Genomic DNA, 26,434 nt, shown 5'->3' on the forward strand with positions numbered 1-26,434 from the left:
GGTTCGCCCCATGAAGACACTTGTGCTGGGAAGGACGCCCGCCAGGGTGACCGACGTACTGTCCACGCTGCACACGGACGGCTTCGAAGCGGAGGGAGTGAGCACGGACGACGAGGCACGGGGACTCCTGGAGACACGGGAGTTCGCGGTGCTGATCATCGGTGGCGGGGTGGGGCCCGAGGCCCGGGCGGCGCTCAAGGAGTTCGCCGCGGAGCACGGTGTGGTCCGGGTGATCGACGGCGCGCTGACGGCACCGTTCGACGCCTATGCGCGGCGGGAGTTCGAGCCGCTGATCCGGGAGGCCGCCGCCACGTCGTGACGCCCCCTCGGGCCCCTGGGCGATCCGGCCCACCCGCTGGCGCGCCACGGCGAAGCGTGCTCGACTGTGCGGAAGCTCTTGCAAGTTGGTGAGCGGGTCCGCGCAGCCCGGGGGAGCCGCCGGGGCGATGCGGGCCCGTGGTGTGCTTCGAGGAGGCCCGGTGAGCAGCCGACGAGTTCTGCGGGAGAGCCGCACCATCGACCCCGCGTCCGTCACGGAGCAGTACCTGGACCGGGTCCTCGCCCTCCCGGAAGGCCTCGGCACACTCCGCGTCGAGCTGGACTTCGACAAGGTCACCGACTGCTTCCAGCTCTACGCGGCCGCCCTCGACCCCGCCGGATTCCTGCGCGGCCACGTGCAGTGCCCCGGCGACCCAGGGCCCCGCCGGCTGTCCTTCGAGGTGGGGGAGGGGCACGCCGACCTCGGGTGCCACGCGGGGCCGCTGCCCGCCGGGGAGTGGACGATCCGCATCGACCTCGACCGGTTCACGCAGGGCGGGAGCTACGAGCTGCGGGTGTACGTGGACGATGCGGATGCCGCCGTCACACCACCCGTCACGCGTACCCGAAGTGAGCGAGCGGCACCGGCGCCGCAGGCACCTCCCACCTGGCTCCGCGGCGAGCTGCACTCGCACTCGCTGCACAGCGACGGCTCAGCCGGCCTGCCCGCCCTCCTGGATGCCGCCCGCGCCGCGGGGCTCGACTTCCTCGCCGTCAGCGACCACTTCACATCGAGCCACTGGGCGGAACTGGCGCGCCTGGAAGCGGAAGGGGCCGCCGACGGCCTCGTCCTCCTCCGCTCCATCGAGCTGACCTCGCACTTCGGCCACGCGAACCTGCACGGCCTGTCCCGCTGGCCCGGCACCTACGTCGACGCCGACGGCTGGGACTTCGCCGATGCCGCCCGCGAGGTGCACGCCCAGGACGGGCTCGTGGGGGTCAACCACCCCTTCAGCGGCCGCCAGGCCTGGCGCAGGGACGACCACACCTGGGACGACATCGACCTCCTGGAGATCGACAACTTCGGGCAGGGCGCCAACAACGACGCGGCCGTCGGCCTGTGGGACCGGCTGCTCGCCTCCGGGCACCGCATCACCGGCGTCGCCGGCACCGACTGCCACCACCCGCGGAAGCCCGAGCACCGGCTCGGCCAGGTCACCACCGTCGTACGGGCCGAGCACAGCCGCGAGGGCATCCTCGGCGCGCTGCGGACGGGCGAGGCGTACGTGTCGCGCGGGGCCGGGCTGCGGCTCTCCGCCCGGACCGACGCCGGGGAGTGCGCGATGGGCGGGACCGTGCCCCTGGGCGGCCCGGTCCACCTCGACGTACGGATCGACACACCTCGGCCCTCCGTGCTGTTCGTCCTGAGGGACGGCCTGCTGTGGCACATGGAGCCGGTCGACGCCGAGGGTGCCACGCACGTGCGGGTCACGGACCCGCGCCCGATCCCCGGGACCTACTACCGAGCCGAGCTGCACGCGGCCAGCGACGACCCGTACTTCTGGGCCTCGTGCAACCGCTCGCACGCCTCCTCCCTCGCCGTCTCGAACCCGGTTCGGGTCAGCCCGGATCAGGGTCGGGGCGCAACTGCCGCAGCCACCTCTCCGTCCGGGTGAGGTGCGCGCCCGCCGCCGCTGCCGCCGCGGTGGGGTCGTGGGCGGCCAGCGCGTCGATGAGGGCCTCGTGCCCCTCGTCGCTCGCGGCGCGGACCGCGGAGCCCTGCGCGGAGCCGTACACGTTGTAGTGGCGGCCCCGGGAGCGCAGCACACCGGCGAGCGCGGCCAGCGTCTCATTGCCGGAGGCCTCGCAGATCGTGGTGTGGAACGCGTGGTCCAGGTCGTGGAGTTCCTGCTCGTCCTCGGTCGCGCTCAGCCGTGCCTGAAGCTCCCGCAGCCGCGCGATCACCCGCCCGTCGGCGCGGGCCGCCGCGAGCGCCGCGGCCTGGCACTCCACGGCGCGGCGCGTGTCGAAGAGTTCCAGGATGCCGTCGAGGGGCAGTACGTCGACCATCGCGGCGAACCCGGCGAGCATGTGCGCCGGGCGCAGCGCGGAGACGAACGTGCCCGCGCCGTGCCGGGGTTCGAGCATCCCGAGGGCCGCGAGCGAGCGCACCGCTTCGCGCAGCGAGCCGCGTGACACCCCGAGCCGGGCGCACAGGTCGGGCTCGGGCGGCAGCCGCGCGCCCGGAGCCAGCTCACCGCTCGCGATCATCGCCCGCAGCCCGGCCGCCGCCGTGTCGGTGGCCGTCATCGCCCCGCCCCCTTCGCCCTCGCCTCGTCCGAGGAGTCATCCGATGAATCCGGCAGCGGGTAGCGAGGAGAAGACTCACGAATCACAACTGCCCCTGTTCGGCGAGCAATTTACCGCCTACCGTCCTGCGAGTACGACTCGACCGGACACAGTCATCGGATGACTCGCGGAGTGACATGTCTTCTCAGCCCCTCGACGCCTGGGCGCTCGACCCCGACGTACGCCACCTCAACCACGGCTCCTTCGGCGCCGTGCCCCGTGTCACCCTCGACGAACTGCGGGCGCTGCGCACGGAGATGGAGAGCAACCCGTGCCGGTGGTTCCGCGGGCTCCCGGAGCGCGTGGCGCGGGCCCGGGCGGACATCGCCCGGTACCTCCGCGTCGCCCCGGACGGCCTCGCGCTCGTGCCCAACGCCAGCGCCGGAGTCAGTACGGTCCTGGGTTCGCTCGAACTGGAGCCGGGCAGCGAGGTGTTGCTGACGGACCACTCCTACGGCGCCGTCACCATGGGCGTGACACGGGCCGCCGAGCGTGCGGGCGCGCACGTACGCACCCTGCACATCCCGCTCGACGCGACACCCGCCGAGATCGCCGCGCTCTTCGCCGAAGCCCTCGGCGCCACCGGCAGGCCGACCTCCCTCGTGGTCGTCGACCAGATCACCTCCGCCACCGCCCGCCTCTTCCCGGTCGCCGACATCGCCGCGCACGCCCACGCGGCGGGCGCCCTCGTCCTCGTCGACGGGGCGCACGCGCCGGGCATGCTCGCCGACCCCCTCGCCGACGCGGGCGAGGCCGACTTCTGGGTGGGCAACCTGCACAAGTGGCCGTGCGCGCCCCGCGGCACGGCCGCCCTCGTGGCCCGCGGCGAACGGGCACAGCGGCTGCACCCGCTCACCGACTCCTGGGGCGCTCCCTACCCGTTCCCCGAGCGCTTCGACCAGCAGGGCACGGTCGACCTCGCCCCCTGGCTCGCGGCGCCGCGCTCCCTGGAGTTCATCGAGGAGGAGTTCGGCTGGGACGCCGCGCGCCGCCACATGTCCGAACTGGCAGGGGAAGCGCAGGTGTTGCTCGCCGAGGCACTGGGCGTGGACACCGCCCCGGTGGGCGGCAGCCCGGCCCCCGCCATGCGCCTCGTGCCGCTGCCCGAAGGCGTCGCGGCCGACCAGGACGCCGCACATGCCCTGGGCCGCCACCTCGCGGACACACTCGGCTGCGAGACGGCCGTCACGACCTGGAACGGCCGCGGCTTCCTCCGCCTGTCCGCACACCTCTACAACGACCGCAAGGGCTACGCGTACCTGGCCGACCAACTGCCGACGGCGCTGGCGGCGACCACCGCGTAACCCATGTGTCCCCCGGCCCGTGGCACCCACCGAACCGCGGTGAGTGCCACGGGCGTCGGCGTGCGTGGCGGGCCGCGGCCCCCGTCACGTCATGTCTTCATGTGGGAACCAGCACGTCACACCCCCGCCCAAAGATTCGTCCTGCCACGCCCATTGACGCCCCTGGCGTCCGAGCGCCATGCTCCCGGCATCGCGTGTTATCGATAACACGATCTTGAGCCCGCCTGAGGGAGCCGCCCCATGACAGGCCGTCAACCGTCCATCGGTCCCGCTCTTCCAGCCGCGCGACCCGCCCGGCGCACCGTCCTGCGGGCGGCCGGCGCCGGTGTCGCCGCCGCCGCGTCGGCACCGCTGCTCACGGCGTGCGGCACCGCCGCCGGACAGCCTCCCGGCAAGGTGGCCCTGCACGGCGACAACCAGACGTGGGCGCCGCCGATCAAGGCGGCGGGCGAGGCGATGCGCAAGGTCGACGGCATCGGGATCGTGCCCGAGGTGATCCCCTCCTTGGAGTCCTTCGAGCAGGTCGTCAAGTCCTCGCTGCGCACCAACAAGACCCCGGACATGCTCAAGTACTGGTCCGGCTACCGGCTCCAGGACCTCGCCCGCACCGGCGGCATCGAGGACCTGTCCGACCACTGGGCGGGCGCCGTCCGCAAGGGCTGGGCCGACCCGGCGCTGCGCACCGCGCTCAGCTACCGCGGCCGCGTCTACGGACTGCCGATGAACCTCGCGTACTACGTGTTCTTCTACAACCCGGAGGTCTTCCGGGACAACGGCCTGAAGAAGCCGGCGACCTGGGACGAGTTCCTGCACACCGCCGACCGCCTCAAGCGCGCGGGCATCACCCCGCTGCACGCGACGACGGCCGGCCGGTGGCCCGCGTTCATCTGGTTCCAGGAGATCCTCACCCGGCAGAACCCGCGGTTCTACGAGGAACTCCTGAACGGCCGCGCCCGCTACACCGACGAACCCGCCCAGCAGGCCATGCGCACCATCGGCTCCTTCGCCGACAAGCACTGGTTCACGTCCCTGGACATGGACCACTCGACGGCCGCCGCGCGTGTCGTGCACGGCAAGGTCGGCATGGTGGCCTGCGGCTCCTGGCTCGGTGGCACCTTCGCGGGCGTCGGCGGCCAGCCCGGCAAGAACGTCGACGCGTTCGTGCTGCCGATGCAGAACACCCGCGTCCGCCCCGCCGTGGTCTTCGAGACCAGCGCCCTGGTGTGCACGGTCCGCGGACCCGACCGCGCGGAGGCACTGCGCGCCGCCGGCGCCTGGACCCACCCGCGCGTCATGAAGGCCTTCTCGCACGCCTTGCAGGACGGCTGCCCGAACCCGGCGGTCCCGCCCGCGAACGTGACGATCGACGGTGTCACCCGCACCGTGCGCGAGACGAAGGCCCGCAAGCTCAACCGCTTCTGGGAACTGGGCCCGCCCGAACTCGTCGAGTCCACGGTCGACGACCTCGCCGCCGCCCTCATCAACCCGTCCTCATACCGGTCGGTGCTCCGCACGATGCAGGGCCGCGCCGACGAGGCATGGCCGGTGTGGCGGGAGGCGGAGGCGGCATGACCGGGACCGTGCGCACCACCGCACCCGTCGAAGCCACCAAGGTGACACCGCCCCGCCGCCGGATCCCCACCCGCACCCCCCACCAGGCAGGCGGTGGCCGCAAGGGCACGGGCCGGCTCGGCGGGCCGCTCTCCGGGGTCCCGTGGGCGCTGCCCGCCCTGCTGTTCGTGGGTGTGCTCCTCGTCTACCCCTTCCTGCGCAGCATCTACGGCAGCTTCTTCGAGGACAACGGCTTCACCAGCCACTTCACAGGCCTCGACAACTTCACCCGGCTCGCCGACGACCCCATCTTCGGCCGCTCGCTGCTCAACACCGTGATGTGGGTGGCGGGCACCCTGCTGCTCCCGGTCCTCGCGGGACTCGCCATCGCGGTGGCCACGCACCGGATGCGCTTCGGCCTGATCGCACAGACCGTCATCGTGCTGCCGTACGCGGTGTCGGGCGCCGCGACCGCCGTGCTGTGGAAGTTCATCCTCACCTCGGAGGGCTCCCTCAACCAGGTCCTCGACGCCATCGGCCTCGGCTCGCTCGGCAAGGCCTGGCTCCTCGAGTGGCCGCAGAACACCCTCTCCATGATCGTGGCCAGCACCTGGCAGGCCACCGGACTCAACGTCGTCCTCTTCGCCATCGGCCTGCGCGCCATCCCGCGCGAGACCGTCGAGGCCGCCGAGCTCGACGGGGCGCGCGGCTGGCGGATGTTCCGGCACATCACCCTGCCCCAACTGCGGTCCGTGACCGTGGTGGTGGTCGGCATGGCCATCGTCAACAGCCTCAAGGCCTTCGACATGATCTGGGTCCTCACCCAGGGCGGCCCGGCCCGCTCCTCCGAGACCCTCGCGCTGACCATGTACCGCGAGGCGTTGCGGCTCTTCCACATCGGCTACGGCTCCGCGATCGCCCTCGTCCTGTCCGTCATCGTCGTCGCGTCCTCGTGGCTGTACCTGCGCCGCCAGATGCCCGAGACGTCCCCGCGCTGACCCGAGCCGTCCGACAAGGAGTGACACCCGTGGGAAAGACCTTCCGTAATCTCTTCGTCGCCGGCTGCGTGGTGCTCTGGCTGGTCCCGCTGTACCTGCTGGTCGTGAACGCACTGACACCCGTCGCCTCCTACAGCGGCAACGCGGACTGGACGCCGAACGGCTTCGCACTGTGGGACAACCTCGTGACCGCCTGGAACGAGGCCGGCATCGGCCAGAGCTTCGCCGGCTCCCTGATGTACGCGGTGGTGTGCGGCGCCGCCGCCGTCCTCGTCGCCGCGATGGCCGCGTTCGCCGTGGTCGTGCTGCCCATCCCGAGGCCCGCGTTCTGGTTCTGGCTCATCTACTCCGGGACCCTCTTCCCGCTGCAGATGTTCCTCGCCCCGCTGTTCGGCATGTACGCCGACGGCAACCTCTACGACACCCGGCTCGGCCTCATGCTCGTCTACGTGGCGTGGTCGATCCCCTTCGCCTTCTTCCTGATCCGCAACCAGATGACCACGATGCCGCCCGAGGTCACCGAGGCCGCGATGATCGACGGCGCCTCGTTCCGGCGGATCTTCTGGCGCATCCACGTACCGCTGATGGGCTCCAGCCTGGCGGCCGCGTTCATCTTCCAGTTCACCGCCGTCTGGAACGACCTGCTGTTCGGCATCACCCTCAGCCGCACCCCCGACGTCCAGCCGGTGATGGCCGCCCTCACCAGCCTCAACAACGCCTACGCCTCCTCAGGGCCGCCCGTCATCCTGGCCGGCGCGCTCATCGTCTCCCTGCCCACCCTCGTCGTCTTCCTCACCTTCCGCGGCCTGTTCCTGCGCGGTGTCACCGCCGCCACCCGCTGAACCCCCGCACCCGCACCCAGAGTTGGAGAAGTCCGCATGACCACACGGGCCCTCGTCCGCACCACCGACTGGGACAACGACCGCATCCGGGAGAGCCTGCGAGGCTCCGTCGTGAGCGCCGAAGGAAGCCTGTCCGGCAGCCCCTTGAGGCTCACCGTCGAGCCACTGATGCGCCGCGCGGAGAACGGCGGACTGCTGCAGTCGCTGCGCGTGGAGGCGGTGAACGGCGGCGCGATCCCGGCCGAACTCGCCGTGCGCACCGAGTCGGGCACAGCGCTGCCCGCCGAACGCATCGCGGGGCCGAACGGCTCCGTACGCCTGCTGCTGCCCGCCGTCGACACCGTGCAACGTGTCACCGTGGTGTCGGCGGACGAAGGCGGCATCGACGTCACCCTCACCCCGCAGCGCGAGTGGACCATCCACCTCGTCCACCACTCGCACCTCGACATCGGCTACACCGACCCGCAGGGCAAGGTCCTCGCCGAACACCTCTCGTTCCTCGACTCCTGCCTGGAACTCACGCGGGCCACCGACGACTGGGAACCCGAGTCCCGGTTCCGTTGGTGTGTCGAGTCGCTGCTCTCCTTCCAGCAGTGGGCCGACGCCCGCCCCGCCGAGCAGGTCGAGGAGTTCGTACGCCGCGTGCGCGAGGGCCGCATCGAGCTGACCGCCCTGCCGTTCAACCTGCACAGCGAGACCTGCTCCACCGACGAGCTGCACGAACTGCTGCGCCTCGCCCACCAGGTCCGCGACGAGCACGGCGTCGACTTCACCTCCGCCATGCAGACCGATGTGCCCGGACACGTCGTCGGCATGGTCGACGCACTGAGCGCCGCGGGCGTCAAGTACCTGTCCGTGGCGCACAACTGGGCCGGCCGCTCCGTGCCCCACCTCGTCGGCGGGGAGAAGCTGCCTCGCCTCTTCCGCTGGCAGGCCCCCAGCGGCAACAGCGTGCTCGTCTGGATGACCGACACCCCGCACGGCCTGGCCTACATGGAGGGCCCGCTGCTCGGCTTCGACACCGACTACTCCTCCGTCGACGACCTGCTGCCCGCCTACCTGACCTCCCTCGCCTCCCACCCCTACCCGTACCGCGGTGGTGTCTTCGGCTGGGCCATGGACGAGCGGGAGATCAAGCGCGAGCCCTACCCGTGGGACATCCTGCACCTGCGCGTCCAGGGCAAGTTCGGCGACAACGCGCCGCCGCGCCGCATCATCGCCGACACCGTGCGCCGCTGGAACGAGACCTGGGCCTACCCACAGCTGCGGCTGTCCCGCAACGAGGACTTCTTCACCGACGCGGAGGCCCGGCTCGGCGACGAGATCCGGACCTTCGAGGGCGACTGGACGGACTGGTGGGTCGACGGCGTCGGCTCCGGCGCCCACCCGCTGTCGATGGCACGCACCGCCCAGTCCGTCGTCGCCGACGCTCAGACACTCGGCACCTTCGCCGGTGTCCTCGGTGCCACCGGCGCGGCCGACGACACACGTGACTCGTCCGGTGTGTACGAGGCGGTGTCCCTCTTCGACGAACACACCTGGGGCGCCGGCGACCCCTGGACGCACGGCCACGACCACGGCCACTCCGGCGAGCAGCAGTGGCACTGGAAGTACGGGCAGGCCGTCCGCGCCCGCGACGACGGCCAGTCGCTCCTCAACCGCGCGAACGCCCGCCTCGGCCAGCGCCTCGCCCGGCCCGCGAACACCCCGGCCGCCTACCACGTGGTGAACACCTGCTCCTGGCCGCGCACCGAGGTCGCAGAGATCTTCCTGCCCGAGTCCAGCGTCCCCCTCGAACAGGCCGTGACCGTCCACGACGCCCGCACCGGCGCCCAGTTGACGCACGAGGAGCGACCGCAGGCCAACGAGGAGCACCGCGACGCGGGCCGCTTCCTGCTCGTCCGTGTCGACGACGTGCCCGCCGCCGGGTCCGTACGCGTCGACATCCGCGCCGCCGACACCTCGGGGGACACCGGGCAGGAGACGACCTCCGTCAAGGCGGCCACCGGATGGAACCCCACCGGTGGCAGCGAGCGCGAGAACCCGGCCGACACCGCCGCCGCGGCCCACGCCCACCCGGACCCGCTGCTCCTGGACAACGCACACCTCGCCGTCCGCGTCGACCTGGCCCGCGCCTGCATCGCCTCCGTCGTCGAGAAGTCGACCGGCCGCGAACTCGTCCGCGCCGACGCCATCACCGGCTTCAACGCCTACATCCACGACAGCTACACCACGTCCGGAGGCTTCAACCACAACTCCAGCCGCACCACGGCCTCCGACCGCCTCGAACACCTCGGCAACCGCTCCGTCGCCCCGCCCGCCGCACTCATCGCCCGCCGCACCACGGCCACCGCCGAGACCCTCACCTACGAGACCCGCCCGCCGGGCGCCAACCGGGTGCGCACCACGCTCACCCTGCCGCACGGCATCGGCCGCCTCGACATCGAGAACCAGGTCGACAAGGACGCCACCCTCGGCAAGGAGAGCGCCTACTTCGCGTTCCCCTTCGCCTTCGAGACACCCACCGTGCGGATGGAGGCCTCGGGCGGCGCCACCGGCACCGACCTCCCCGTGGTCCCCGGCTCCGCCCTGCACATGCGGGCCGTGCGCCGCTGGATCACACTCCAGGAGGACGGTCTCGCCGTCGGCTGGGCCACGCAGGACGCGCCGCTCGTCCAGTTCGGCAACATCGCCCTGCCGTACGCGCCGTTCCCGAAGACGATGGACCACGACGAACCCGCCACCGTCTACTCGTGGATCCACAACAACCTGTGGGACACCAACTTCCCCAGCGAGCAGGCCTTCGAGTTCACCTTCCGGTACTCGCTGTCCTGCGCCACCGGCACCGACATCGCGGGACTCGGCCCGCGCACCGCAGCCGGCACGTCCCGACCATTGCACGCGGTGCGGGCCCGGGGCGCCGTGTCGGCCGACGCGCCCGACCGGTTGGCGTTCGCCACCGTGGGCGACCCGCGCGTACGACTCGTCGGCGCCACCACCCCGGACACCGAAGGGGCCGTGCTGCTGCGCCTGCAGTCGTTCGCCGAGGAACCCGTCGCCTGCCCGGTGCGCGCCCTGTTCCCCGTCGCCTCGGCACGGGTGGCCGACTATCACGGGCGGGCGGGGGAGGAACTGGCGACGACGGACGGTGAGGTGACCGTCGACGTCCCCGCGCTCGGCACCGTCGCCGTGCTGTTCCGGCGCTGACGACGGCGAACCCGCGCACCTGAGCGTAAAGGAGACTCTGTGTACCGGCACGACCCGCGTTACGCCCCCGCCCCCGACGCCGTCCTCGCCGCCGGCTGGGAACGGGTGGCGGCTCAACTCCCGTCAGCACCCGCCGTATTGGCGATCGACGGATCGCCGTCCGCCGACTGGGACGCGCTCGCCGCACACCTGTCGGGCGTGACCCTCGTCGACGTACGGAACCACTACGCGCCACCCGCACGGATCCGCGCCCGCGTCGGCCACCCCGAGGGCGCGGACGACCCCTACTTCCGCAGGCTCGCCGACAACCCGCTCGACGACCTCTTCGAGGCACTGCCCACACCCCAAGCCCCCACCGGGGGACTCCTCGTCGTGTACGGGCCGGGCGCGGCCCTCGTCGAGCACGACGTGCTCTGGTACGCCGACGTGCCCAAACGCTACGCGGAGGCGGCCACGGTCGCGGGCACCCCCGGCACGAACCTCGGCCTCCCGCACGAGAAGCCCGACCCGCGGCGGCTGTTCTACACCGACTGGCCCATGCTCGACCGGCACCGCGACACCCTCGCCCCCCGCGTCGACGGCTGGCTCGACCTCCAGGACCCCGGCCACCCGACGTGGCTCGACGGCCCCGGCCTGCGCGCGACCTGCGCGGCACTCGCCCGACGGCCCGTACGTACCCGGCCGTTCTTCAACTCGACGCCCTGGGGCGGGCATTGGGCTCAGAACGAACTCGGCTTCAACCCGAAGGCCCGCAACACGGCGCTCGGCTACGAACTCATCGCACCCGAGGCGGGCATCCTCGTCGGGACAGGGCCGCAGGCGCAGGTCGAGGTGCCGTTCCAGTTGATGTGCGCACTGGAGCCGGACCGTGTGCTCGGCACGGAGGTGCACGCCCGCTTCGGCACCTCGTTCCCGATCCGCTTCGACTACCTCGACACCGTCGGAGGCGGCAACCTCTCGCTGCACTGCCACCCCCAAGAGACGTACATGCGCGAGAAGTTCGGCTGGCACTACACCCAGCACGAGACCTACTACATGACCATCGGGAGCCCTGACACCAAGGTGTTCCTCGGCCTGCGCGAGGACGCCGACGTCGACGCCTTCCGCAAGCAGGTCGAGGCGGCGGCCGCGCACGGCACACCCATGGACATCGAGGACCACGTCCACGCCTTCCCCGCCGAACAGGGCCAGTTGTTCCTCATCCCCGCAGGCACCCCGCACGCCAGCGGCGCCGACAACCTCGTCCTGGAGATCAGCGCCACCCCGTACCTGTACAGCCTGCGCTTCTACGACTGGCTCAGGCCCGACGCCGAAGGCAACCCGCGCCCCCTCCCGTACGAGCACGGCTTCGCCAACCTCGACACCACCCGGCGCGGCGAGGCCGTCACCCGCGACCTCGTACAGCGGCCCCGCCCCCTGCGCGAGGGCGACGGCTGGCGCGAGGAGATCATCGGTGCGCTCGACGAGATGTTCTACGAGGTCAGGAGGTACACGCTCGATGCGGGCGCCGAGGCCGATGACGACACGGCGGGGCGTTTCCACGTACTGAACGTGGTGCAGGGCGACGGCGTCACCCTGCACACCGAGGCCGGTGACACCCACCAGTTGTCCCACGCGGAGACACTCACCGTGCCCGCCGCCGTGGGCCGGTACCGGCTGCGCGCGGCCGACGGAGGTCCGGTGCGGGTCGTGAAGGCGCTCGTCCGGTGATCCCGGTCATCGAGGCCGGCGGCACCCATGTCACCGCCGGCCTCGTCGACCCGGCGGACGGCCACGTCGCGCGGCGCACCCACCGGCCGCTCGACCCGGGCGCCCGTGCCGACGACATCCTGGGCGCGGTGTGCCGCTGCGCCGACGCGCTCGACACACCCGCGGGTGCCACCTGGGGCATGGCACTGCCCGGCCCGTTCGACTACGCGCGCGGAATGGGACTCTTCGCCGGTGTCGGCAAGTTCGAGGCGCTGTACGGGGTGGATGTGCGGGCCGCGCTGCTCGACGGAATAGCACGGCGACCGGGCGAAATGGTCTTCCTCAACGACGCGCACGCGTTCCTGCTGGGGGAGTGCGGGTCGGGGGCCGCCCTCGGGCACACCCGCGTCGTGGGCATCACCCTCGGCACCGGCATCGGCTCCGCCTTCCTCGCGGACGGCCGCATCCTCGACCACGGACCCGGGGTGCCGCCCGAGGGGCGCATCGACCTGACCACCGTCGACGGCCGACCGCTGGAGGAGTCCGTGTCCCGCCGCGCCCTCGTCGCCCGGTACGGCGAACAGGGCGTCGACGTGCGCGACATCGCCGAACGGGCCCGCGCCGGGGAGCGGCCCGCCCGCCGGGTACTGGACGAGGCGTTCGGGACACTCGGCGCCGTCCTCGGCCCGCGCCTCGCCGCGTTCGAGGCGACCGCCCTCGTCGTCGGCGGCTCCATGACCGGCTCCTGGGACCTGGTCGCACCGGCCCTGCACACGGGACTCGCCAAGGGCGGCTGGACACCCGACGCGGCCGACGTGAGCGGGCGGCCTCCCACCCGGCATACTCGTGCGATGCGCCCCGCCGCCCTCGCCGGTGACGCGGCGCTGCTGGGCGCGGCGCGCGCGGTCGCGGCCCGGCACGCGAACCGAACAGGGCCGGGGTGGTAGCGGCCACCCAGACGGGCAAGGGGGACACATTGGGCACGTCCGGCGCCGCCAAGGATCCGCGTCCCACGGTGCGGGACGTCGCACAGCGGGCGCGGGTCAGCGCCATGACGGTCTCGCGTGTGCTGCGCGACGACCCCAAGGTGCTGCCCGCCACCGCGGAGCGGGTGCGCACGGCGGCGGCCGAACTCGGCTACCGGCGCAACGAGATGGCGCGCAGCCTGCGCCTGGGCAGCGGCACCGGACTCGTCGGACTCGTCGTCACCAACCTCGCCAACCCCTTCTACTCGCGGCTCGCCCTCGGCGTCGACGCCGTCGTCGCCGGGCACGGCCTCAAGACCGTCATCGGGAACACGGGACACGACGTCGACAGCGAACGCGACCTCGTCGAGGACCTCGTGGCCCGCCGCGTCGACGGCATCATCGTGGTACCCGCCGCCGACGACCAGCGCCACCTCGCCGCCGCCGCGGCCGGTGGCGTGCCCGTCGTCGTCGCGAGCCGCCCACCGAACGGCTTCGACGCCGACTGCGTCCTCGTCGACGACCACGGCGGAGCCCGCGCCGTCACCCGCGAACTCCTCGGCGCCGGGCACCGCCGCATCGGCTTCCTCGGCTCCCCGCCCGCCGTCTACACGGGCGGGGAACGTCTGCGCGGCTTCACCGACGCGCTCGCCGAGGAGGGCATCGGCCGCGCGCCGCACTACGTACGCCTCGGGCAGCAGCAGACGGCAGAGGCGACACACGCCGCCGCCGAACTGCTGGCCCTTCCCGAGCCGCCGACCGCGCTGTTCTGCTCCAACAACCGCAACACCATCGGCGCCTTCCGCGCCATCAGGGCCGCCGGAACCCCGACCGCGCTCGCGGGATTCGACGACTTCGAACTCGCCGACGTCCTCGGCCTGCCGCTGACCATCGCCGCCTACGACAGCGACGAACTCGGCAAGGAGGCGGGCCGCCTGCTCGTCTCTCGGCTCGGCGAGCGGGCGGCGGCAGGCGGCAAGCAGGGCGGCACACCCGCCGCGGCGCGGCGTGCCGTGGTTCCGACGACCCTGGTCCGCTACGGCTAAGGTCGAAGGCCCGTCCCACCTCGCAGGAGTCCGCCACCGATGACCGACACCCCGCCCGCCCCCGTCATCCACGGCAACGAGCCCGGCTCCTTCGCCCGGAGCGTCCTCGCCGAGCGGCACCCCGCGCTCATCGAGAAGGTGCGGGCCGCGTTCCCGTACGGGCCGGAGCAGCATCGTGCCCTGGACGCGCTCCTGCGGAACACGGCGGACGGTGTGATCGAGCCGCTGGGCGAGGGGGCGCACGACCGTGAGCGCTGGGAGGCGTGGGGGAGCGAATGGTTCGGGGTGTCGTGGTTCGACGCGCCGTTCCTGTGGGCGGAGAGCTATTTCTATCGCCAACTCCTCGACGCCGTGGGCTACTTCATGCCAGGTCCCTGGCAGGGCGTCGACCCGTTCCAGCCGTTCAAGCGGGCCGAACTCGACAGCCCCGAGACCGACGCCGAGCTGGGCGCGGTCGACTGGCTCGCCTCCGTGTCCCTGGCCGAGCAGGAGCGCGGGCTGCTGCTCGGCTCCCTCTGGGGCAACCGCGCCGACCTCGGCTTCCGCGTCACCGCCGACGGCGCCGAACCCGGCGCCGACACCCAGCTCGTCGCCGACGACTCCGAGGCGTTCTGGGCCGCACTGCCACGGGGCGGCGGCGCCTCGATCAGCCTCGTCGCGGACAACGCGGGGCGTGAACTCCTCGCCGACTTGCTGCTCGTCGACCACCTGCTCGCACACGGGCGCGTGGCCCGCGTGGCCGTGCAGCTCAAGCCGTACCCGTACTACGTCTCGGACGCCATGACGGCCGATGTCGTCGACTGCGTACGGCGGCTGCACCGGGCCGGCGGCGCGGCGGCCGAGGCCGGCGGGCGGATCTGGGCCGCGCTGGGAGACGGCCGGATCGCCCTGCGCGCACACCCCTTCTCCTGCTCGCCGCTGCCCTACGCCGACATGCCCGACGACCTGCGCGCCGAGTTCGCCGAGACAACGCTCACCGTGCTCAAGGGCGACCTCAACTACCGGCGCCTCGTGGGGGACCGCATGTGGGACCCCACCACGCCGTTCGCCGGACGGACCACGTACTGGCCGACCCCCGTGGTCGCGCTGCGCACCCTCAAGTGCGACGTGATCACGGGCCTTGAGCCGGCCACCCGGGACGCGCTGGACGCCGCCGAACCGCACCAGAAGTGGCGGACCAGCGGCGCCCACGCGCTCGTACAGGCGCGCATGTGACATGACGGGTCAGGCCGCCGCGAAGCGTGCGGTGCGATCGGACGTCCGCGCCCGGTGCGTCGGACACCGAGGTCCGGGTGACGGCAGGCATGACGAGCTCCCTTGCTGGTCGGCTCCGCCTCATTAGCGTCAACACTCCGACGAAAATCAAGGGGTAACGACCAGCGGTTTTGATTTCTGTCGCGAGTCTTGACGTAAATGCGCGGGGCGGGGGAGTATCCGACCCATGGCAGCGGTCAAGAACCCCACCGTGCTGCGCCAGTTGCGGTACGGGAACGTGGAGCGGGTCCTCCAGGTGCTGCGCAGGCAGGGCCCCAGCAGCAGGGCCGATGTGGCCACCGCCACGGGGCTCTCGCGCACCACGCTCTCCGGCATCGTCGGGCAGTTGCTCGCCGACGGCGTCGTCACCGAGGAGCCCGCGGGCCCGCCCTCGGGACGCGGCCGACCGGTGCACCGGCTCACGCTCAACCCTCGCTCCGCCCAGGCGGTCGGCATCGAGGTGGGCCGCGAGCGCATCACCGTAGCGATCGCCAACGCGGCGCACGAGGTGACCGCCTTCGCCGGCACCCACCACGCACAGCGCTCCGGAGCCCGCGAGCAGGCGGCCGCCGCCCTCGACCTGCTGCGCGAGCTCGCCGCCCGCGAGGACATCGACCTCGCGGGACTCGGCGGCGTCGGCATCGGCACACCAGGCCCGGGAGACACCACGGACCGCCGGCAGACCGTCGCCGACACCGTCTCCGAAGCGCTCGACGTGCCGGTTCTCGCCGACAACAACACCCGGCTCGCCGCGCTCGGCGAGGCGATCTGGGGCGCGTCCCGAGGCGCGGGCGACGCCCTGCACCTCACACTCTCGTACGGCATCGGCGGCGGACTCGTCGCCGGGGGACTGCTGTTCCGCGGTGCGCAGGGCGCCGCGGGCGAGCTCGGACACATCAGCGTCGACGCCGAAGGGCCGCGCTGCTGGTGCGGCGGACACGGCTGCCTGGAGCAGGTCGCCGCCGTGCCCGCGCTGCTGCGGGCCGCCGGGCGGCGCAGCTGGGAGCGGTTCACGGAGGCGTTCGCGGCGGGCGCCGACACCGAGCGCGCGGCCGTCGAACGCGCCGCGCTCGCCGTCGGACGAGCCCTCGCCGCCGCGTCCAGCACCGCCAACCCGCGCCGCATCGTGCTCGGCGGCGAGGTCGCGGACCTCGGCCCCGGCTTCCTCCGCCCCGTCGGGGACGCCTTCCGCCGCTACACCGCGACCCGCGTCCACCGCGGCGTGGAACTCGTGCAGGGCGTGCTCGGCGAGCGTTCCGGCGCGCTCGGCGCCCTCGCCCTCGTCTTCCACGAGTCACCGCTGCTCGCGGGGTACCCGACGGCGGAGGCGGCGGCACCCGAGGAGGCCGACGCCGCCACCCACGCCTCGTAGCACCCGCCCTGAACCGACACACCCCCTCGTACGATCCGAAAGGCACCGCCGTGCGCCACAACATGCTCTTCCTGATGACCGACCAGCACCGGGTCGACACCCTCGGTGCCTACGGCAACCCGCACGTGCGCACCCCGAACCTCGACCGGATCGCCGCCGAGGGCACCCGCTTCGACAGCTGCTACACACCCACCGCCATCTGCACCCCGGCCCGCGCCAGCCTCCTGACCGGCGCGGCCCCCTTCCGGCACAAGCTGCTCGCCAACTACGAGCGCAACGTGGGGTACTTGGAGGACCTCTCCGACGGCCAGTTCACCTTCGCCGAGCAACTGAAGGGCGACGGCTACAACCTCGGCCTCATGGGCAAGTGGCACGGAGGTGTGCAGCGCACCGCCGCCGACTACGGGTTCGAGGGCCCGAATCTCGAGGGCTGGCACAACCCGGTCGACCACCCGGACTACCTTGAGTACCTCAAGGAGCGGGGCCTGCCCGAGTACGCCATCAGCGACCGGATGCGTGGCACCACCCCCAACGGCAGCCCCGGCAACCTCCTCGCGGCCCGCCTCCACCAGCCCGTCGAGGCCACCTTCGAGTACTACCTCGCCACCCGCACCATCGAGATGCTCCGCCGGTTCGCGGACGACGAGCGCGGCGGCGAGGGCAACCCGTTCTTCCTCGCCACCCACTTCTTCGGCCCGCACCTGCCGTACATCCTGCCGAACGAGTACTTCGACATGTACGACCCGGCCCTCGTCGAACTCCCCGCCTCCATGGCCGAGACATTCGCGAACAAGCCGCCGGTGCAGAGCAACTACAGTCAGCTGTGGGCCTTCGACACCATGCCCCTCGAGGACAGCCGCAAGCTGATAGCCGCCTACTGGGGTTATGTCACCCTCATCGACGAGCAGATCGGCCGCATCATGCGGGCCGTGCGCGACCTCGGCCTCGACGAGCGCACCGCCGTCTGCTTCACCGCCGACCACGGCGAGTTCACCGGAGCCCACCGCCTGCACGACAAGGGTCCCGCCATGTACGAGGACATCTACCGGATCCCCGGACTGCTCCGTGTCCCCGGCGGCGAGGCGGGCCAGGTCCGCGACGAGTTCGTGTCACTGACCGACTACACGGCGACCATCCTGGAACTGGCCGGAGCCGACGCGACTTTGGCCGTCGACAGCCGCAGCCTGCTGCCGATCGCCCGCGGCGAGCACCCCGAGTGGGACGAGCACCACCTCGCCGAGTACCACGGCCATCACTTCCCGTACCCTCAGCGCATGCTGCGCACCCGCCGCTACAAGCTCGTCGTGAACCCCGAGTCCCACAACGAGCTGTACGACCTGGAGGCCGACCCGGACGAGTTGCAGAACCGGTACGAGCACCCCGAACTGCGACTGGTGCGCACGCAGTTGATGCACCGCCTGTACCACCTGCTGCGCGACCGCGGCGACAACTTCTACCACTGGATGACACCGATGTACGACGTGCCGACCGACTACGACACGACGCTGTCCGCGTTCGAGTCGGAGGGCGTGGCGTGAAGAGCTGCTGCTCGCCCTCGCGCGAGGGCGGCCCCGAGGTCACGGGCGCGGGGCCGGTCGCCCTCACCCTTGCGCCCCGCGACGAACCGGCCTACGACACCCGCGTCGACCTGCCCGGCGGCACCTTCCGCATGGGCTGCGAGGACGCGGACGCGAACCCCGGGGACGCGGAGGGGCCGGTGCGTTCCGTCCGCGTGAAGGCCTTCGCCATCGACGCGTACGCCGTCACCACCGCCCGCTTCGCCGCGTTCGTCGAGGCCACCGGACACCGCACCGAAGCCGAACGCTTCGGCTGGAGCTATGTGTTCGCCAGGTTCGTCCCCGGCCACCTGCGCAAGATCTCGCCGCGCCCCGACGCCACCCCGTGGTGGTGCGGCGTCGAAGGCGCGACCTGGCGCACCCCGGAAGGCCCCGGCAGCGACCTCGAAGGCCGCTGGGACCACCCCGTCACCCACGTCGGCTGGGCCGACGCCGCCGCCTTCGCCGCGTGGGCGGGCGGCCGGCTGCCCACCGAGGCCGAGTGGGAGTACGCCGCGCGCGGCGGCCTCGACCAGGCCCGCTACGCCTGGGGCGACGAACTGACCCCCGGCGGCGAGCACATGTGCAACATCTGGCAGGGCACCTTCCCCACCAAGAACACCGCCGAGGACGGCTATCCGGGCACGGCCCCCGTCCACGCCTTCCAGCCCAACGGCTACGGCCTCCACAACGTCGCGGGCAACGTCTGGGAGTGGAACGCCGACCTGTGGGAGCCGGGCGGCGATGCGAACACCCGCGTCATGCGCGGTGGCTCGTACCTCTGCCACCACTCGTACTGCAACCGCTACCGCGTGGCCGCCCGCACCTCCAACACGGCAGACAGCACGTCGGGCAACACCGGGTTCCGGGTGGCCTACGCGGTCTGACCCACGTAGTCGACGGTGACCTGCTCGGCGTGCGGGGCGAGCAGGTCGCGCAGCTCCTCGGCCGCCGCCTTCAGCAGGTGCCCGTCGCGGTCCGCGCGCACGGTCTCCATCAGGAACGCGACCCGCGTCGAGTCCTCGGTGACACATGTGCGGTGCGCGTCGCGATGGTTCCAGTGCCGGGTCAGCACGCCGGCCGCGTCGGCGTAGATGACCTCGCCGGGCTTGGGGTGCTCGACGTTGTCGGGCTCGCCGAGCGGGGTGAACTCCTCGGTGCCGTCCGCGTACCGGATCTCCACCACGTCGCCGGTGACATGGTCGAGGTCGAAGGCACCGGCGGGCAGCCCGTGGCGCACGGAGACGGCGTTGTACGAGTCGACCGCCGGATTGATACGCGGCAGCGCGCCCTTCTTCGCCATGCGGCGGCCGAGCGCGTCGACGCTGGGGCGGATGCGGCGCGGATTGGTGCCGAAGGAGCGGTACGCGGTGTGCCACGCCTCGATGCGCGGGTCGGACTCGTCCGCCGGCTGCCAGGAGCCGTCGGCGAGATCCCGCTCCAGGTCGTCGACGGCGGTCACGGTCTGAGGCCAGGGCTCACGGCCACGCAGGCCGGTGGCCGTGACGACGGCGATCCGAGTGTCGGGGAAGGCGTCGGCGACGGCGGGGGTGAGACGGAAGGCGGGCAATGAAGGCTCCGTATCTGCGGGTGAGGAGGGACAGGTGAGGGGGTCAGGTGAGGGCGAGAAGGCTGACGGCGACGGCGGCCGTACCCAGGCCCACCAGCTGTCCCCGGTGGATCCGTTCCGCCAGTACGCCGCGCGCGAGCAGCACCGTACCGGCCGGGTAGAGGGCCGTGATCACGGCGACGACAGCGAGGTCGCCGCTGCGTGCCGCCAGCAGGAACAGCAGGTTGGCGATCGAGTCGAGCACACCGGCTGCCGCCGAGATGCCGTACGCGGGCTTCTCCGCCCCGAGCCGCCGGAACAGGACACCTGCCGCGCCCAGCGTGACGAGCGACGACACCGCCCTGCCGACGATCAGGGGTGCCACGCCGCTGTCCGACGGCGCCTGGTGCAGGCACACCAGCTGGAGCGCGATGGCGGCGCCCGCCCCGAAGGCGAGCAGCAGCGCCGTGCGCGAGGGGCGCGACGCGCCGGCGCCGCTCCCGGCGCTGACCAGGACCACGGCGATCAGCGCGAGCGGCAGCCCGACGAGCCCCGCCGTGGCGAGGTGCTCGCCCTGCATCAGCCCCACGGAGACCGGCAGCGCGGCGGACACCAACGCCGTCACGGGAGACAGCACGTTCATCGGCCCGATGGCGAGGGTCTTGTACAGCAGCGCGAACGCGGCGGCCGAGGCGACACCCGAGGCCACGCCCCAGCCGACGGCGGCCGAACTGAACGAGGCGCCGAGGAACGGCCACAGCAGCAGCTCGACCGCGAGGCTGGCGGGCGCCGCGACCATCACGGTGCGCAGCACATGGGCCTTGCGGGCGCCGAGGCCACCGAGGAAGTCGGCGCATCCGTAGGCGAGAGAGCTGCCCAGGGCCAGCAGCAGAGCGATCACGAGACTTTCCTTGCCCTCTTCATACGTCACTGGAACGACCAAACCGTACAATGAACCGACCGTGATGTGTCAACCGAACGACCGCGCGGTACATTCCACTGGCCAGTCGGTGGCGAAGCGGAAGGTGGTCGTGTGACCGAGACAGAGGCAGCCCTGCGCACGCTCGCGCACAACGTCAGGACGGCCCGCTCGCGCGCCGGCCTCTCCCTGGATGAGCTCGGGCGCCGCGCCAAGGTCAGCAAGGGCGCCCTGGTCGGCCTGGAGAAGGCGCAGGGCAATCCGAACTTCGCCACCCTCGTCCGGCTCGCCGATACCCTCGGTGTCTCGGTGTCCGCCCTGCTGGAGGGCCCGGCCGAAGGGCGCGTGCGGGTCGTGTCCTCGGACGAGGTCATGCCGCTGTGGGCGGGGGAGCGGGGCGGCGAGGCCCGGCTCATGCTGACGACCACGGGCGCCTCCCCGGTCGAGGTGTGGCGCTGGCGCCTCGAACCCGGCGAGGAGTATCCCAGTCACCCCCACCAGGCCGGTGTCATCGAGACGGTGAGTGTCACCAGCGGGCGCATGACCCTTGTCGTCGACGGCACCGACCACCCCGTGACGGCCGGACAGACCGCCACCTTCGACGGGGACGCCGCACACACCTACCGCGGTGCGGGCGAGGAAACCTGCCACCTGGTCATGACGGTGCAGCTGCCACCGGGGTCATAGGCACCACCTATCCGGGGCATCGATTTTTGGTCGTGGACCTCCGCGCACGCAAACCGCTTCACTGACGCGGTAGTTGGGGCGGCGCCGGACGGGCCCGGTGCCGCAGTTCCCAGCCGTGCCCGGATGGAGGTTGCAATGACGCATGCCCCGGACGCCGCCGCAGGCGCCACCACCACGGTGAAGGCCAGGCCGTGGTACCGGCAGCTGTACGTACAGGTGCTGGCGGCGATCGTCGTCGGCATCGTGCTCGGCTGGCGGTGGCCCGACCTGGGCACGGCGATGGAACCGGTCGGCACGACCTTCGTCACCGCGATGAAGATGCTGATCGGGCCGATCGTCTTCCTGACCATCATCGGCGGCATCGCGGGCGTGGCCGACCTCAAGAAGGTGGGTCGCACGGGCGTCAAGGCGCTCGTCTACTTCCAGGTCGGCACCATCGTGGCGCTCGGCTTCGGCCTCGTCGCCATCAATCTGTTCCCGCTCGGAGAGGGCGTGCACGCGGACGTCGGCGCCCTGCACACCTCGGGTGACGCGAGCCAGTACGTCCAAAAGGGCGAGGAGCAGCACTGGTGGGAGTTCCTCACCAACCTGGTCCCGGACAGCTTCTTCGGCGCGTTCGTCGAAGGTGACATCCTCCAGGTCATCTTCCTCGCCGTGATCTTCGGGATCGCCCTGAAGGTGGTCGGCCCGGCCGGCGAGCCCATCATCGCCTCCGTGAACCGTCTCACCGAGGTGGTGTTCAAGGTCCTGTCGTTCGTGATGAAGGCGGCCCCGGTGGGCGCCTTCGGCGCGATGGCCTTCGCGATCGGCAAGTTCGGCCTGTCCACGCTGACCAGCCTCGGCTCGCTGATCCTGCTGTTCTACGTCACGTCCATCGTGTTCGTCGTCGTGGTCCTCGGCGCCGTCCTGTCCCTGTACGTGAAGCTGAACCTGTTCCAACTGCTGCGCCACTTCAAGGAGGAGCTGCTGCTCGTCCTCGGCACCTCGACGGCCGAGCCCGCGCTGCCGGGCCTGATGCGCAAACTCCAGTTCATGGGCGTCGACCGGTCGACGGTCGGCCTCGTGGTGCCGACCGGCTACAGCTTCAACCTCGACGGCGCCGCGGTCTACCTGTCCCTCGCCACCCTCTACATCGCCCAGGCCACCGACACCACGCTCTCCCTCGGCCAGCAACTCGGCCTGCTGGCCGTCATGCTGCTGACCTCCAAGGGGGCGGCCGGAGTGGCCGGCGGCGGGTTCATCGCACTGACCGCGACCCTGTCGACGGTGGGACATGTGCCCGTCGCGGGCATCATGCTGATCTTCGGCATCGACAAATTCATGTCCGAGTGCCGGGCCCTGGTCAACTTCTGCGGCAACGCCGTCGCCACCCTCGTCGTCGCCCGCTGGGAGAACGCCCTCGATGTGGAGCGGGCCCGCCGCGTCCTGGCGGGGGAGCAGGTCGAGGAACTGCCCGCCGCCCCGGCCGAGGCGGCGAAGGTGCCCGTGCGGAAGCCGGTGCCCGCGCCCGCCCCGCCGGCCTGAGGTCCGGCCGCGCGCACTCCCCGCGAGGGCAACCTGTCGACGTGTCGATAGGTTGCCCTTATGGCAGCAGGCGGAGGTAGCAGGATGGACGCGCGGCAACTGCAGTACTTTCTCGCCATCGTGGAGCACGGCGGCTTCAGCAAAGCGGCCGCCGCGCTCCACGTGGCGCAACCGTCGTTGTCCCAGGCGATGGCCAACCTGGAGGCGGACCTCGGCGTCTCGCTCTTCCACCGGATGGGCCGCGGCGTCGTCCTCAGTGAGGCGGGCGCCGAACTCCTGGAGCCGAGCCGCCGCGTCCTGCGCGACCTGGCCGCCGTACGCGAACGGGCCGCTGCCCTCACCGGTCTCGGCAGCGGCACCGTCGAAGTGGCCACCATGCCCTCACCCGGCATCGAACCCATGGCCACGCTGATCCACCGCTTCTCCCAGCTGCACCCCGACGTGACCATCAGCACCCGCGCCGCCTTCACCCCCGAGGAGACCGTCGAGCTGGTCCGCAGCGGCGCCTGCGAACTGGGGCTGCTCGGCGCCGACAAGCCGGTGACCGCGCCCGGCATCGACATGCTGCCCGTGGAGGAGCAGCCGTTCGTCGTCGTGGGCGCGGCCGACGGGCCCTTCGCCGACGGCGCCGTGCTGCACCCCCAGGACCTCGCCGGGCACAAGCTGATCGCGTCCCGCCCCGGCAGCCTGATGCGCGGCATCGTCGACGACATCACCGCCCGCAGCGGGGACACCGAGATCGTCGCCGTCGTCGACCACCGCACCTCCATCCTCCCGCTCGTGCTCACCGGCGTGGGCGTCGCCGTGCTGCCCGCCGCCTGGACCCGCCTCGCCCGTCGCTGCGGCCTCGCGGTCGCCTCGCTCGTACCGACCGCACACCTGCACGTCGCCATGATCAGCCTGCCCGCGCATCTGACGCCCGGGGCACGCGCCTTCCTCGAACTGACCCGATCGCTGGCCGAACGCCGGGCACGGACCCCGTCGACGTAACGCCTTCTCCTCGGACGAGGCACCTATCAGTCGCGCCTATGTGTCGCATCGGAAGCATGTCTTGGACGCCCCGCGAACCGGCCTGTTGACTCGGGAACACGCCAACCACCGCCCGGCCAGGCGCTTTTGAGCACGGGCGTGTGCCGCACTTCCTGGAGGCCCTCGTGTCCGAGACCCGCACCTTCCGCATCGCCGCCATCCCCGCCGACGGCGTCGGCACCGAGGTCGTGGCGGCGGGCCGCGCCGTCCTGGACGCCCTCGCCGCCGGCTCCGACGGGGCCTTCGCCTTCGACTGGCAGGAGTTCGACTGGGGCTGCGAGTACTACGCCCGCACCGGGAAGATGATGGCCGACGACGGTCTCGACCAGCTGAAGGACTTCGACGCAATCTACTTCGGCGCGGTCGGCTGGCCCTCCGTGCCCGACGACGTCAGCCTGTGGGGCCTGCGCCTGAAGATCTGCCAGAACTTCGACCAGTGGGCCAACGTCCGCCCCGTGCACTTCCTGCCCGGCGTGCTCAGCCCGCTGCGCAAGGCCGACGACACCGAACTCGACTGGGTCGTCGTCCGCGAGAACAGCGAGGGCGAGTACGCCGGTCTCGGTGGCCGCAACCTGTCCGGGCGCGGCCCCGGCGGTGAAGTGGCCGTGCAGTCCTCCCTGTTCACCGAGGTGGGCTGCGAGCGCATCATCCGCTTCGCCTTCGACCTGGCCCGCACCCGCACGCGCCGCAAGGTCTCCTCGGTCACCAAGTCCAACGCCCAGCAGTACGGGATGGTGCTCTGGGACGACGTCTTCAAGCGGGTCGCCGCCGAGTACCCGGACGTGGAGACGGAGAGCGTGCTCGTCGACGCCATGTCCGCGAAGTTCGTGCTCAAGCCCGAGGACCTGTCGGTCGTCGTCGCCTCCAACCTCAACGCCGACATCCTCTCCGACCTCGGCAGCGCGCTCGCTGGCAGCCTTGGCCTCGCGGCCAGCGCCAACCTCAACCCCGAGCGGCGCTTCCCGAGCATGTTCGAGCCGGTGCACGGCTCCGCCCCCGACATCGCCGGGCAGGGCCTGGCGAACCCGATCGGCGCGGTCGGCAGCGCGGCACTGATGCTGGAGCACTTCGGCCTGCCCGACCAGTCGGCCCGCCTCAACAAGGCCATCGAGACCGTCACCGGCGCCGGGACCCTCACCCGGGACGTCGGCGGCACCGCCACCACCGAGGACGTCACCAAGGCGCTGATCGACGCGCTGGCCAACTGACCCTCGCACGGCGACACGAACGTCCCGGCCGGTCCTCGGGTCGCGCCGACAGGCCGGGACCGGCCGCTCCGAAGCGGCCACCCAGTGCCGGGCTCCCCATGCGGGGCCCGGCACTCGCCGTTGCCTACCAACTGATCCCGGCCGCCACCGGCCGGTGGTCGCTGCCCGTCGCCGGCAGTACCCAGGAGCGGTCCGCAGAGCCGCCCCGGACCAGGATCTGGTCGATGCGCACCACCGGGAAGTCCGCCGGATAGCTGAAGCCGAAGCCGTCCCCCGCCTGCTCCTGCGCCGACTCCAACTGTGTGGTGAGACCGGCGAACGCGCGGTCGCCCATCGTGCCGTTGAGGTCCCCGAGCAGCACCACCCGCTTGTTGTCCTCGGCCGCTATCGCCTTGGCCAGGGCCTGTACGTTGCGGTCCCGGCTGTCCGTCCAGAAGCCTCCCCTGGGCATCACGCGCACGGAGCCCAGGTGTGCCACGTACACCGCCACCGGCCCGCCGTCGGTGGTCACCGTGGTGCGCAGCGCCCGGTTGGAGGGCAGCTTCTCGGCAGCCGACTTGGCGGCACCCAGCGGCCCGACGTCCTGCTGGAGGTCGACCGGCTCGGTGTCCGACATCGGTAGCTTGCTCCACAGCCCGACCGTGCCCAGCACCGTGTGGTGCGGATACGCCGCCGCCAGCTCCTTCTCGTACGTGCCCCGGGCCTGCGCTGTGATCTCCTCGAGCGCGAGCACATCGGCCCCGGAGGCCGCCAGGGCGCGGGCGGTGCCCGCCGGATCGCGGTTGTCAGCGCCGACGTTGTGGCTGACGACGGTGAGGTCACTGTCGGCCGCCTGCGCCTTGTCGCCGAGCACGCCGCCGAACAGGCCCGTCCACACCACGGCCGGCAGCAGCACCGCCACCACCGCGGCGGCCGACCGCCGCCACAGCGCCCCGACGAGCAGCACCGGCACGAGAAGCCCGAACCACGGCAGGAAGGTGTCCACCAGGCTGCCGATGCCCCCGCGGTCCGTGACCCGCGCGTGCAGCAGCAGAAGCAGTCCGAGCAGCAGGGCGAGGGTCGCGAGCACCCGGCCGCGCTTCCAGGGGCCCGGCTGGGAGAGGGCACGGAGCGACCGGCTCATTCGT

General features: G+C 72.0%; 22 protein-coding genes. 18 read left to right on the plus strand and 4 right to left on the minus strand.

Features of this window, described 5'->3' with window-relative positions:
* Nucleotides 1-10: 10 nt before the first annotated feature.
* Together ACFV9W_RS10870 and ACFV9W_RS10875 are read left to right on the plus strand one after the other, a co-directional pair.
* Nucleotides 11-319 (plus strand): hypothetical protein, encoded by a 309-nt coding sequence (locus tag ACFV9W_RS10870; RefSeq protein WP_385757878.1) that lies wholly within the window; start codon nucleotides 11-13, stop codon nucleotides 317-319.
* 160 nt (nucleotides 320-479) lie between these two features.
* Nucleotides 480-1,934 carry a CehA/McbA family metallohydrolase gene (locus tag ACFV9W_RS10875; RefSeq protein ID WP_385757880.1) on the plus strand — a complete coding sequence of 485 codons (1,455 nt, stop codon included), beginning with the start codon at nucleotides 480-482 and terminating at the stop codon, nucleotides 1,932-1,934.
* Here ACFV9W_RS10875 and ACFV9W_RS10880 read toward each other — a convergent pair.
* The gene (locus tag ACFV9W_RS10880; protein WP_385757883.1) at nucleotides 1,879-2,568 is read right to left on the minus strand and encodes a FadR/GntR family transcriptional regulator; all 690 of its coding nucleotides are present in this window, start codon (nucleotides 2,566-2,568) and stop codon (nucleotides 1,879-1,881) included. The two genes, ACFV9W_RS10875 and ACFV9W_RS10880, sit on opposite strands and share 56 nt — an antisense overlap.
* A gap of 176 nt (nucleotides 2,569-2,744) precedes the next feature.
* Here ACFV9W_RS10880 and ACFV9W_RS10885 point away from each other — a divergent pair, with 176 nt between their 5' ends.
* The 12 genes from ACFV9W_RS10885 to ACFV9W_RS10940 all read left to right on the plus strand — a co-directional run bounded on the left by ACFV9W_RS10885 (nucleotide 2,745) and on the right by ACFV9W_RS10940 (nucleotide 19,278).
* Complete coding sequence (locus ACFV9W_RS10885) at nucleotides 2,745-3,911, plus strand: aminotransferase class V-fold PLP-dependent enzyme (protein WP_385757886.1); 1,167 nt, start codon at nucleotides 2,745-2,747, stop codon at nucleotides 3,909-3,911.
* A gap of 240 nt (nucleotides 3,912-4,151) precedes the next feature.
* Complete coding sequence (locus ACFV9W_RS10890) at nucleotides 4,152-5,483, plus strand: ABC transporter substrate-binding protein (protein WP_385757888.1); 1,332 nt, start codon at nucleotides 4,152-4,154, stop codon at nucleotides 5,481-5,483.
* Nucleotides 5,480-6,460, plus strand: a complete 981-nt coding sequence (locus ACFV9W_RS10895; protein ID WP_385757891.1) for a carbohydrate ABC transporter permease — start codon at nucleotides 5,480-5,482, stop codon at nucleotides 6,458-6,460. Before ACFV9W_RS10890 ends, ACFV9W_RS10895 begins: the two co-directional genes overlap by 4 nt.
* Before the next feature lie 29 nt (nucleotides 6,461-6,489).
* Nucleotides 6,490-7,302, plus strand: a complete 813-nt coding sequence (locus ACFV9W_RS10900) for a carbohydrate ABC transporter permease (RefSeq protein ID WP_385757894.1) — start codon at nucleotides 6,490-6,492, stop codon at nucleotides 7,300-7,302.
* A gap of 36 nt (nucleotides 7,303-7,338) precedes the next feature.
* Nucleotides 7,339-10,509 (plus strand): alpha-mannosidase, encoded by a 3,171-nt coding sequence (locus ACFV9W_RS10905; RefSeq protein ID WP_385757897.1) that lies wholly within the window; start codon nucleotides 7,339-7,341, stop codon nucleotides 10,507-10,509.
* A gap of 39 nt (nucleotides 10,510-10,548) precedes the next feature.
* Complete coding sequence (locus tag ACFV9W_RS10910) at nucleotides 10,549-12,219, plus strand: class I mannose-6-phosphate isomerase (RefSeq protein WP_385757900.1); 1,671 nt, start codon at nucleotides 10,549-10,551, stop codon at nucleotides 12,217-12,219.
* On the plus strand, nucleotides 12,216-13,145 hold the full coding sequence (locus tag ACFV9W_RS10915) for an ROK family protein (RefSeq protein WP_385757903.1): 930 nt from the start codon (nucleotides 12,216-12,218) through the stop codon (nucleotides 13,143-13,145). Before ACFV9W_RS10910 ends, ACFV9W_RS10915 begins: the two co-directional genes overlap by 4 nt.
* 68 nt (nucleotides 13,146-13,213) lie before the next feature.
* Nucleotides 13,214-14,209 carry a LacI family DNA-binding transcriptional regulator gene (locus tag ACFV9W_RS10920; RefSeq protein WP_385757906.1) on the plus strand — a complete coding sequence of 332 codons (996 nt, stop codon included), beginning with the start codon at nucleotides 13,214-13,216 and terminating at the stop codon, nucleotides 14,207-14,209.
* 39 nt (nucleotides 14,210-14,248) lie between these two features.
* The gene (locus ACFV9W_RS10925) at nucleotides 14,249-15,424 is read left to right on the plus strand and encodes a damage-control phosphatase ARMT1 family protein (RefSeq protein WP_385757909.1); all 1,176 of its coding nucleotides are present in this window, start codon (nucleotides 14,249-14,251) and stop codon (nucleotides 15,422-15,424) included.
* Nucleotides 15,425-15,650: 226 nt separating this feature from the next.
* Nucleotides 15,651-16,835: an ROK family protein gene (locus tag ACFV9W_RS10930; protein WP_385757912.1), complete on the plus strand. Its 1,185-nt coding sequence runs from the start codon at nucleotides 15,651-15,653 to the stop codon at nucleotides 16,833-16,835.
* A 62-nt stretch (nucleotides 16,836-16,897) separates the two neighbouring features.
* Nucleotides 16,898-18,373 carry a sulfatase-like hydrolase/transferase gene (locus ACFV9W_RS10935; RefSeq protein WP_385758150.1) on the plus strand — a complete coding sequence of 492 codons (1,476 nt, stop codon included), beginning with the start codon at nucleotides 16,898-16,900 and terminating at the stop codon, nucleotides 18,371-18,373.
* The gene (locus ACFV9W_RS10940; RefSeq protein ID WP_385757915.1) at nucleotides 18,370-19,278 is read left to right on the plus strand and encodes a formylglycine-generating enzyme family protein; all 909 of its coding nucleotides are present in this window, start codon (nucleotides 18,370-18,372) and stop codon (nucleotides 19,276-19,278) included. The genes ACFV9W_RS10935 and ACFV9W_RS10940 overlap by 4 nt, the downstream gene beginning before the upstream one ends.
* On the opposite strand, the gene ACFV9W_RS10945 is transcribed toward ACFV9W_RS10940, so the two are convergent.
* Together ACFV9W_RS10945 and ACFV9W_RS10950 are read right to left on the minus strand one after the other, a co-directional pair.
* The gene (locus ACFV9W_RS10945) at nucleotides 19,266-19,961 is read right to left on the minus strand and encodes a B3/4 domain-containing protein (protein WP_385757918.1); all 696 of its coding nucleotides are present in this window, start codon (nucleotides 19,959-19,961) and stop codon (nucleotides 19,266-19,268) included. The genes ACFV9W_RS10940 and ACFV9W_RS10945 overlap by 13 nt on opposite strands.
* 43 nt (nucleotides 19,962-20,004) lie before the next feature.
* Nucleotides 20,005-20,841, minus strand: coding sequence for an EamA family transporter (locus ACFV9W_RS10950; protein WP_385757921.1), 837 nt, complete (start codon nucleotides 20,839-20,841; stop codon nucleotides 20,005-20,007).
* Between the two features lie 132 nt (nucleotides 20,842-20,973).
* Here ACFV9W_RS10950 and ACFV9W_RS10955 point away from each other — a divergent pair, with 132 nt between their 5' ends.
* The 4 genes from ACFV9W_RS10955 (at nucleotide 20,974) to ACFV9W_RS10970 (ending at nucleotide 25,307) form a co-directional block, all read left to right on the plus strand.
* A complete protein-coding gene (locus ACFV9W_RS10955; protein WP_385757924.1) occupies nucleotides 20,974-21,546 on the plus strand; it encodes a helix-turn-helix domain-containing protein in 573 nt (190 codons plus the stop codon).
* A 135-nt stretch (nucleotides 21,547-21,681) separates the two neighbouring features.
* Nucleotides 21,682-23,070: a C4-dicarboxylate transporter DctA gene (gene dctA / locus ACFV9W_RS10960; protein WP_385757927.1), complete on the plus strand. Its 1,389-nt coding sequence runs from the start codon at nucleotides 21,682-21,684 to the stop codon at nucleotides 23,068-23,070.
* Between the two features lie 84 nt (nucleotides 23,071-23,154).
* The gene (locus ACFV9W_RS10965; protein ID WP_385757930.1) at nucleotides 23,155-24,060 is read left to right on the plus strand and encodes a LysR family transcriptional regulator; all 906 of its coding nucleotides are present in this window, start codon (nucleotides 23,155-23,157) and stop codon (nucleotides 24,058-24,060) included.
* Between the two features lie 164 nt (nucleotides 24,061-24,224).
* The gene (locus tag ACFV9W_RS10970) at nucleotides 24,225-25,307 is read left to right on the plus strand and encodes a tartrate dehydrogenase (RefSeq protein WP_385757933.1); all 1,083 of its coding nucleotides are present in this window, start codon (nucleotides 24,225-24,227) and stop codon (nucleotides 25,305-25,307) included.
* Nucleotides 25,308-25,431: 124 nt separating this feature from the next.
* Here ACFV9W_RS10970 and ACFV9W_RS10975 read toward each other — a convergent pair whose 3' ends face one another.
* On the minus strand, nucleotides 25,432-26,430 hold the full coding sequence (locus tag ACFV9W_RS10975) for an endonuclease/exonuclease/phosphatase family protein (RefSeq protein WP_385758153.1): 999 nt from the start codon (nucleotides 26,428-26,430) through the stop codon (nucleotides 25,432-25,434).
* Nucleotides 26,431-26,434 lie beyond the last annotated feature (4 nt).

Origin of the sequence: Streptomyces sp. NPDC059897 (assembly GCF_042730865.1) — a bacterium.
Classification (GTDB): Bacteria; Actinomycetota; Actinomycetes; order Streptomycetales; family Streptomycetaceae; genus Streptomyces.